Annotated in this window: 8 protein-coding genes; 4 read left to right on the forward strand and 4 right to left on the reverse strand. The window is 74.4% G+C overall.

Annotation, left to right across the window (positions count from 1 at the left end):
• The first annotated feature begins 18 nt into the window (after window positions 1–18).
• The 3 genes from M3185_RS14685 to M3185_RS14695 all read left to right on the forward strand — a co-directional run bounded on the left by M3185_RS14685 (window position 19) and on the right by M3185_RS14695 (window position 4,906).
• Window positions 19–2,991, forward strand: a complete 2,973-nt coding sequence (locus tag M3185_RS14685) for a glycosyl hydrolase family 65 protein (RefSeq protein ID WP_251334426.1) — start codon at window positions 19–21, stop codon at window positions 2,989–2,991.
• Window positions 2,984–3,820: an endonuclease/exonuclease/phosphatase family protein gene (locus tag M3185_RS14690; protein ID WP_251334427.1), complete on the forward strand. Its 837-nt coding sequence runs from the start codon at window positions 2,984–2,986 to the stop codon at window positions 3,818–3,820. The genes M3185_RS14685 and M3185_RS14690 overlap by 8 nt, the downstream gene beginning before the upstream one ends.
• Window positions 3,821–3,919: 99 nt before the next feature.
• On the forward strand, window positions 3,920–4,906 hold the full coding sequence (locus tag M3185_RS14695) for an IS481 family transposase (protein WP_251334428.1): 987 nt from the start codon (window positions 3,920–3,922) through the stop codon (window positions 4,904–4,906).
• Here M3185_RS14695 and M3185_RS14700 read toward each other — a convergent pair.
• From M3185_RS14700 to M3185_RS14715, 4 genes are all read right to left on the reverse strand, one after another.
• A complete protein-coding gene (locus M3185_RS14700; RefSeq protein WP_251334429.1) occupies window positions 4,903–6,072 on the reverse strand; it encodes a CapA family protein in 1,170 nt (389 codons plus the stop codon). The genes M3185_RS14695 and M3185_RS14700 overlap by 4 nt on opposite strands.
• 32 nt (window positions 6,073–6,104) lie before the next feature.
• Complete coding sequence (locus M3185_RS14705) at window positions 6,105–6,830, reverse strand: DUF1028 domain-containing protein (RefSeq protein ID WP_251334430.1); 726 nt, start codon at window positions 6,828–6,830, stop codon at window positions 6,105–6,107.
• A 218-nt stretch (window positions 6,831–7,048) separates the two neighbouring features.
• A complete protein-coding gene (locus tag M3185_RS14710) occupies window positions 7,049–7,900 on the reverse strand; it encodes an endonuclease/exonuclease/phosphatase family protein (RefSeq protein ID WP_251334431.1) in 852 nt (283 codons plus the stop codon).
• Window positions 7,901–7,916: 16 nt separating this feature from the next.
• Window positions 7,917–8,480, reverse strand: coding sequence for a Dps family protein (locus M3185_RS14715; protein WP_251334432.1), 564 nt, complete (start codon window positions 8,478–8,480; stop codon window positions 7,917–7,919).
• Window positions 8,481–8,669: 189 nt separating this feature from the next.
• Between M3185_RS14715 and M3185_RS14720 the strand changes: the two genes are divergently transcribed.
• Window positions 8,670–8,906, forward strand: coding sequence for a hypothetical protein (locus M3185_RS14720; RefSeq protein WP_251334433.1), 237 nt, complete (start codon window positions 8,670–8,672; stop codon window positions 8,904–8,906).
• Window positions 8,907–8,979: the final 73 nt, after the last annotated feature.

An 8,979-nucleotide genomic window follows, 5' to 3' on the forward strand; every position in this document is an offset into this window, starting at 1 on the left:
TGGTGGCACAATGAGCGCATGAGCGGCGTCCTGGAGCAGCCGGTGGCCCACGGGGAGAGCACCTACGGGGCGGTCGTCCTGGCGCTCGATCCCACGGTCGAGGACAAGCACTCCCTCCTTGCGGACGCGGACGGCCGGCGCCGCCCCCGCGCCGACGTCACGGCCCTCTTCGAGCGGCTGCGCGCCGACGGCATCCTCACGGCCGTCGTCACCTCGCGCACGGACCTGCCCGCCGAGTTCGTCGCCGACGTCGTCGTCGCCGCCGACCCGCCCGAGGACGGGCCGGACGAGGCCTCCACCGGCCGCCCCCACCGGCACCCACCCTCGGCGTCCCTGGTGCTCGCGGCCCGGGAGCTGGACGTGGAGCCCGAGCACGCCGTGGTCGTGAGCGACAGCCACCGCCTGGTGCGCACCGCGGTGGACGACGGCTTCGGGCTGGTCGTCGGTCTCGGCGACGCCGACCGCCGCGGGCCGCTGCTCGCCGCGGGCGCCCACTTCGTCGTCGACGACCTCACGGCCCTCGACCTGCCCCTCGCCTCCGTCTCCGGCACCGCGGCGTGGGCCGGCGGGTCGGGCGGGGACAGCCCGTGGAACCTCGTGCACACGTCGTTCGAGCCGCGGCACGAGGGCCTGCGCGAGTCCCTGTGCACCCTCGGCAACGGGTACATGGCGACCCGGGGCGCGGCGTGCGAGTCCCGGGCCGATCAGACGCACTACCCCGGGACCTACCTGGCGGGGGTCTACAACCGGCTGCGCACCGACGTCGACGGGTTCACCGTCGAGGACGAGCACATGGTCAACGCCCCGAACTGGACGCTGCTGCAGTACCGCGTGGGCGACGGCTACTGGTTCCGGCCCACCCGCGAGAACACCCTGGACTACCGCCAGGACCTCGACGTGCGCACCGGCGTGCTGACCCGCACCTTCCGCTTCCGGGACGACACCGGGCGCACCACCCGGGTGAGCACCCGCCGGTTCGTCTCGCAGGAGCAGCGCCACCTGGCGGGCCAGGAGACGGTCTTCGTGGCCGAGGACTGGTCCGGGACGCTCACCGTCCGCAGCCTGGTCGACACGGACGTCGCCAACCGCAACGTCCGGGAGTACGCGGCGCTCGCCGACCGGCACCTGGGCGCCCCCACCGTGGAGGAGCTCGGCCCCGGGACGGTGCTGGTGGACACCGTCACGAGCCAGTCGCAGGTCCACGTCGCGGTGGCGATGCGCACCCGGGTGCTGGACGACGACCTCACCCACCGGTCCGGCACGATGACCCCGGTCGTGCCGGCCCCCGGCGTGACCGGCCACGAGCTGCGCATCAGCATGGAGGCGGGCGCGCCCGTGCGGGTAGAGAAGGTTGTCGCCCTCGCCACCTCCCGGGACCGGGCGATCTCCACCCCCGGGCTCGCCGCGGCCGGCGTCCTCGCCCGCGCCGGGACCTTCGAGGAGCTGCTCGCCGAGCACGTGGCGGCGTGGCAGGCGCTGTGGGCCGCGTTCACCGTCGCGACGAGCACGGGGGGACCCGAGGGCCTCGCCGTGAACCTCAACACCTTCCACGTCCTGCAGTCGGTGGCCGCCGCGGGACCGGACCTGGACGCGGGCGTGCCCGCCCGGGGACTGCACGGCGAGGGCTACCGCGGGCACATCTTCTGGGACGAGATGTTCGTCTACCCCATGCTCACCCTGCGCCGGCCGGAGTGGACGCGGTCCCTGCTCGCCTACCGGTACCGGCGCCTCGGGCAGGCCCGGGCCGCCGCGCGGGCAGTGGGCCGGCCGGGTGCCATGTTCCCGTGGCAGAGCGGCAGCGACGGCCGCGAGGAGACGCCCTCGGTCCTGTTCAATCCCCGCACGGGGCGGTGGATGCCGGACAACTCCCGGCTGCAGCACCACGTGGGCCTGGCGGTCGCGCACGCCGTGTGGCAGTACTACCAGGCCACGGAGGACACCCGCTTCCTCGTGGAGCAGGGGGCGGAGCTCATGGTGGAGATCGCCCGCTTCTTCGCCGACCTCGCCGTCCACGACCCCGAGGACGACCGCTACGACATCGTCGGGGTCATGGGCCCGGACGAGTTCCACGACGGCTACCCCGGCGCGCCCGGCAGCGGGCTGCGCAACAACGCCTACACCAACATCATGACCGCGTGGCTGCTCACCCGCGCCCTGGAGACGGTCGACCGCCTCGGGAAGGACTACGGCGGGCCCCTCTGGCAGCGCCTGGACCTGCGCGAGGACGAGCTGCTGGCCTGGAAGCGGATCCGCACCCGGCTGCGCGTGCCCTTCCTCGCCGACGGCGTCATCGCACAGTTCGAGGGCTACGACCAGCTTCCGGAGTTCTCCTGGGAGGACTACCGCGCCCGGTACGGCAACATCGGCCGGCTGGACCTGATCCTCAACGCCGAGGGGCACTCCACCAACGACTACCGGCTCTCCAAGCAGGCCGACGTCCTGATGCTCCTGTACCTGTTCTCCGACGGGGAGCTGCGCGAGCTGCTCGGGCAGCTGGGCTACGTGTTCCCCGACGACGCCGTGCGCAGCACCGTGGCCTTCTACCGCACCCGGTCGGCCCACGGCTCCACGCTGTCGAACGTGGTGCACTCCTGGGTCGAGGCCCGCCTCGACCGCCGCGGCTCCTGGTCGTTCCTCACCCGCGCCCTCAGCAGCGACCTCGTCGACGCCCAGGGGGACACCACCCGCGAGGGGATCCACCTCGCGGCGATGGCCGGGTCCGTGGACATCCTGACCCGCTGCTACACGGGCCTGGAAATCCGCGAGGACATGCTCTGGTTCCACCCGGCCATCCCCCCGGAGGTGCCCGAGGTGACCTTCTCGATCCACTACCGGGACCAGCCCGTCCAGATCGAGCTCACCCCGGCCGCGCTGCGCCTGTACCTCGGTCCCGGCCCCGCCCGGCCCCTGCGGGTGTGGGTCAACGGCGAGGTCCACGAGCTCGCCGCCGGCCAGCTGCGCGTCTTCCCCCTGGAGGACGCGGATGCCTGAGCCCACGACGCCCCTCATCGGGCCCGCGGCCGGTGCGGCCCTGCACGTGATGAGCTACAACATCCGCTTCGACCACGGCACCGCCGGGCCCGGGCACCCCGACCACTGGCCGGCCCGCGCGCCCCTCCTGGGCCGGCTGCTGCGTCTCGAGCAGCCCACCCTGCTCGGCGTCCAGGAGGCCCTGCACCACCAGCTGCCGGTCCTGCTGCGGGCGCTGCCGGCCGGGTACGCCATGGTGGGCTACGGCCGCACCGGCGGCAGCACGGGCGAGCACTCCCCGATCGTCTACGACGCCCGGCGCCTGGAGCTGCTGGAGTGGAACCAGTTCTGGCTCTCCGGCACCCCCGAGCTCATCGGCTCGGTCACGTGGGGCAACGACGTGCCCCGGATCGTCACGTGGGGCCGGTTCCGCGACCGCTCCGCCGGGGCCGAGCTGGTGCTCGTCAACACCCACTTCGACCACGACTCCCAGCTCGCCCGGGACCGCAGCGCCACCGCCGTCGTCGAGCTGGTGCGCAGCTTCCGCCCGCGCACCCCCACCGTGGTCACGGGGGACTTCAACGCCGACGCCGGGGGCTCCGGGGCCTACGCGACGCTCGTGGGCTCCGGGGTCCTGGCGGACACCTGGGAGACGACCGAGCGCCGGCTCACCCCGCCGTGGGGCACGTTCCCGGACTATGCGCCCCCCGTCCTGGACGGGAGGCGCATCGACTGGGTGCTGGCCGGCCCGGGGGTCCGGGTGCTCCGGGCCGGGATCAACCCGGCGTGCTTCGACGGGCGCTGGCCCAGCGACCACGCCCCCGTGCAGGCCCTGGTCGCCCTCGGCTGAGGCCTAGCTGTACTGACCCACCAGGTTGTTGATGACAGGAGAGACCTCCGGGTCGAGTGTGGAGTTGTCTAGATTCCGGCCCGACCACGGAGGTCTCCCATGTCCCACGCTAACGCCCGACTCACCCCGGCGGGACGGCGCATCCTGATCGATCGCATCACGACCGGGCGCCCGGTGGCGCACGTAGCCGCCGAGATGGGGATCTCGGCCACCACGGCCTGGCGGTGGTGGCGCCGATGGCAGCAGGAGGGCCCGGCCGGGCTGCTCGACCGGTCCTCCCGCCCGCGCACGTGCCCACACCGCACCCACCCGTGTGTCGAGACGAGGATCCGCATCACCCGCTTCCTCACCCACCGTGGCCCGCTGGTCATCGCCCGGGCCACCGGGGTGCCGGCGGCCACGGTGGGCCGGGTCCTGGCCCGCTACGCCACCGCGCCGCTGTCGGCGGTGGATCCGCTCACCGGCACGGTGATCCGCACCAGCCGGGCCACGTCCCGGCGTTATGAGCACCCTCACCCGGGGTCATTGGTGCATCTGGATGTGAAGAAGCTCGGCCGGATCCCCGACGGCGGTGGCTGGCGATCCGATCCGGCCCAGAGCCGCCCCCTGCACCGCACCAGCCACGACAGGCTCGGCTACGACTTCGTGCACACCGCCATCGACGACCACTCCCGCCTGGCCTACGCCGAGATCCATGCCGACGAGAAGGGCGCGACCTGCGCGGGATTCCTCACCCGGGCCGCGGCTTACTTCGCCGACCACGGCATTCCCAGAATCGAGCGGGTGCTCACCGACAACGCGTTCGGTTACCGCAAGTCCACGGCATTCCGCACCGCGGTGGCGGCCTTGGGCGCGCGACAAAAGTTCATCAAACCGCACTGCCCGTGGACCAACGGCAAGGCCGAACGCCTCAACCGCACCTTGACTACCGAATGGGCCTACGCCCGCCCCTACACCAGCAACGACGAACGCTCCCGGGCCTTGCCGCAATGGCTGAAGTACTACAACCTGGACAGACCCCACACCGGCATCGGCGGCCTGTACCCGATCCAGCGCATCACCAACGCTGCGAGTCAGGACACCTAGCCCCCGGACGGGCCCGCCGGGAGGGGCCGCCACGGACGGGCCCCGGCGGCGGCGGCCCCCATCGCGTCGACGGTCGCCGCCGTGCGGGCCAGGGACGCCGCGTCCTCCTCCGGCGACCGGCATCCGGCGTCCGCGGGCAGGGCGCACCACCGGACCGGGTCGACGGTGAGGACGTGCGGGATCCACACGGGGGCCTCCGCCGTCCAGCGGCCGCCCTCGCGGGTGAAGGTGGCGCTGACGGTCAGGCCCTCGTTGTTGACCGGCACCCGGGTGGCGTGCTCGGAGAGGCTGTTGCCCAGGCCGTGCACGATCCAGGTGTCCCCGTGCTTCTCGATCGGCAGCACCGAGTGCGTGTGGTGGCCGTAGACGAGGTCGAACTGCCCGCTGTCGGCCAGCGCGTGGCCGACCTCGAGCTGCCGGGCGCTGGGCACGGAGGCGTACTCGTCCCCAGCGTGCACCGCGGCCAGCACGATCTCCGCCCCCTGTTCCCGGGCCGCGCGCGCCCGGCGCACCATCGCCGGCACGTCCAGCAGGTCCACCCGCCAGGCGGCGTCCGGGACGTTGCCGTTGAGCCCGTACGTGCCGGTGACCACCCCGACCCCCACCCCGTTCGCGTCGAGGACCAGGGGGCGGGCGGCGTCGGCGGCCGTGCGGTAGGAGCCGGTGTGCGCGATCCCGCCGTCGTCGAGGGTCTCCAGGGTGCGCTCCAGCCCCGCGGCGCCGGCGTCGAGGGAGTGGTTCGTGGCGGTCGTGCAGGCGTCGTAGCCGATCCCCGCGAGCGCGGGCACGATCTGCGGCGGCACGCTGAACGCGGGGTAGCCGGTGAACGGGCCGCCGGGCCCGGCCAGCGGCGTCTCCATGTCGCAGATCGCGAGGTCGGCGTCCTGCGTGAACGGGCGCAGTCCGGCCACGAGGGGGCCGAAGTCCAGGCGCCCGGCGCCGTCGGCCTCGGCCTGCGCCCACAGGCCCGGGTGCAGCAGGACGTCCCCGGTGACCACGACCTCCACCTCGTCCGGACCCGCCGGAGCGCTCGCAGCTGACGGCGGCGCCGTGCTCCCGCCACCCGGGGCGGGCCCGGCCGTGCCGCAGCCGCCGAGCACGGGGAGCACGCCGAGCAGCGGGACCGCCACGAGGGCGCGGCGGGAACGGGGCGGGCGCGAGGTCATGGGACGAGGGTAGGCCACGGCACCCGCGGGGATCAGGAGAGGACGGTGGTCCAGGCCTCGCGGTCCTCCGGGCGGGGCGGGACGTAGTCGCTGGGGATGACCTCCGCGGGCGCCGGGTGGGCGCGGGCCTTGAGCTCGAGCATCCGCTGCACGTCGTCCAGGGGCGTGGGCGAGTTGTCGGCGCGCAGGTCGACGTCGAGCAGCACGGGGTACTGGAAGCCCGCGAGGGTGTCGGCCACGAGGACGGCGGCGCTCTGCTGGCCGCGCCGGTCCCCGCCCGCGTCGAGGCCGGCCTGCAGGACCTGGATCAGCACGTCGGCCATCTCCAGGCTGGTCAGCCCGGGAACGGCCAGGCCCTGTTCGGCGGCGTCGCGCATGTCGTCGATCACCTCGGGCCCGGCCAGGAGGTTGCCGACGACCACGAAGTCCTGGCCCACCGCCCCGCCGGCCCAGGACTCGCACCGGTCACCGGTGTACTGCGCCCCGGGGCCGTGCACGGGCAGGGCCGCGACCTGCCGCATGGGCAGGTCCGGGTCCACGGCGGGCAGCGCCCGCACGGCCTCCTCGGCGGTGCGCCCGTGGTGCAGGGAGCGGAGCATCTCGTAGCGCAGCCGCCGGTTCGTCCACGCCTGCGAGGCCACGACCCCGGCGGTGGGCACGAGCGCCGGCACGGCGTTGCCCACCGCCAGGGAGTAGCTCGCCGTGGCGGCTCCCAGCAGCCGGGAGTCGGCGGTGCGGGCGATCACGGTGTAGGTCAACGGGTACCTCCTGGGCCACGGCTGCGGCGTCGGCTCGTCCTGGGCGGGTTCTCGGCGGGCCGGCGGGAACCCTGCTTCGCTCTTCTCGCTGGGCCCGGTCGGCCACGCCGCCCGCCGGGCAGCGCCGCGCCGGGTCCGGGCCGAACGGCTCCTTCCTATCACCGGGAGGCGGCGGATGGCACGCGGAGCCCGGGGCTGCGCCCGGACGACCGGGACCGCTACCAGGCCGGGCTGCCGGGCTCGGCCTCCGGCCCGGCCTCGAGCTCGGCCACGACGGGGAAGTGGTCGGAGGCCCAGGTGCCGCGGGGACGCTCGGCCACCACGCGGGCGCCGAGCACCTGCACCGGGCCCCGGTGCAGGATCCAGTCCAGGCGCGGGGTGCGGGGCCCCGGCTCGCGGTAGCGGTGGAAGGTCCCGGGGGCGTCCGCGGGCAGGACGTCGCGCAGGCCCCCGGCCAGCGCCGCGTCCCAGGTGCGGGAGCGGCCGGCGGGGGCGTTCATGTCCCCCAGCAGCAGCAGCGGCCCGTCCCACCCGAGCTGGGCCGGCTGGAGGGCGGCCAGCGCCCGCAGCCGCGAGCGCTCCGACCAGGGGTCCAGGTGGGTCGCCAGGACCCGCCACCGCACCCGGGTCCGCCGGTCCAGGAGGTCCGCCCTGACGGCGGTGCGGGGACACGGCTGGCCGGGCCACTTGGAGCCGGGCACGTCGGGGGTGGGCGAGAGCCACTGCTGGTGCCAGTCGAGGATCTCGAAGCGGCCGGTGTCCACGGCCAGCAGGCACCGCTCGCCCCGCTGGGCCGCGTCGCGGCCGCGGCCCAGCAACGCGTGGCCCGGGCCGAAGGCCTCCCGCAGCGGGTGCAGCTGCTCGGGGACGACCTCCTGCAGGGCGGCGAGACCGGGACGGTGCGCGCGGAGCACCGCCTGGACGGCGGGCAGGCGGGTGAACCAGGCGTCGGGGGCGCCCCGGCGGTACCGGGGCAGCGGGCGACGGACGTTGAAGGTCATGGCCGTGAACGCGCCGCGGCCCCGCGGACCGGGTCGGTCGGCGGGGCCGGGGCGGGCGGTGGCGCTCACGGTCGGGGGCGGTGCACTACTGGGCCGCGGACTCCGCGGCGCCCCGCTCGGTGCTCTCCCCGCCGTGCTGGAGGACGCCGCCGCTGTTCTCGAGGTGGGCGCGCATGAACCACTGGAACAGCTCGAGCTCCTTGACCTGGCCGATGAGGATGTCCTCGGTGATCGGGTCGAGCTCGCCGACCTTCTCGATGGCCCCGCGGTGGTCCTCGATCACGCCGTTGTACACGACGTCCAGGGCGGCGAAGTGCTCCACGCCGGTGGCCCGGTTGACGGAGTAGTCGTCCCAGGTGCGGGCCTGCACGAGGTCCCCGGGCAGGCCGCTGGGGCCCACGCCCATGGTCGCCATGCGCTCGGCGAGCTCGTCGACGAAGCCGCGGACGAGCTCGATCTGCGGGTCCAGCATCTCGTGGACGGAGATGAAGTTGGGGCCCACCACGTTCCAGTGGGCGTGCTTGAGGGTCAGCTGCAGGTCGTTGAGGGCGTGCAGGCGCTGCTGGAGGGTCTGCGCGACCTCGTGGCCGTCCTCGGTGGAGAGGCCGGGCACGGTGTAGGGGGCAGAGCGCGGGTTCTGGGCGGCCATGGGTTCGTCTCCTTCTTCCGGCCCGCCGGCGTCCGGCAGGCCTCGATCGACACCTGTGAGTTGCTCGCGACAGCGAGCCGTCCGCCCCCCACTATGGCACGCCGCCCCCGGACTGTCAGCACCCTGTCATTCGCTGTCCGCGATATCGAAGGCCTTGTCACCACCTCGGAGCGCTGGTTGTCTGGACCCATGAACACGACACCCGCCTCCGGCGACCGGATCCCCGACGACCCCCACCTGGCCGACGACGTCGGCGTGCCCGACACCCCCGCGCGGGATCTCGAGACCGCCCCGGAGCCCAGCGGCCTGACCAACGCCGGCCAGCGCATCCCCGGCGTGAGCGACGCCGGGGAGCCCGCCCACGAGGTCACGGGCGACGACCAGGACCCGGCCGCGGGCGCCTACCAGCCCCCGACCTCGGACTGAGCGCGGAAGTTCCCGCGCCCCGCCCCTCAGCGGCGGCACCCAGGGGGGTGCCGCCGCGACGCTGTGCCCCATG

Origin of the sequence: Kocuria rosea, assembly GCF_023715525.1 — a bacterium.
GTDB lineage: Bacteria > Actinomycetota > Actinomycetes > Actinomycetales > Micrococcaceae > Kocuria > Kocuria rosea_A.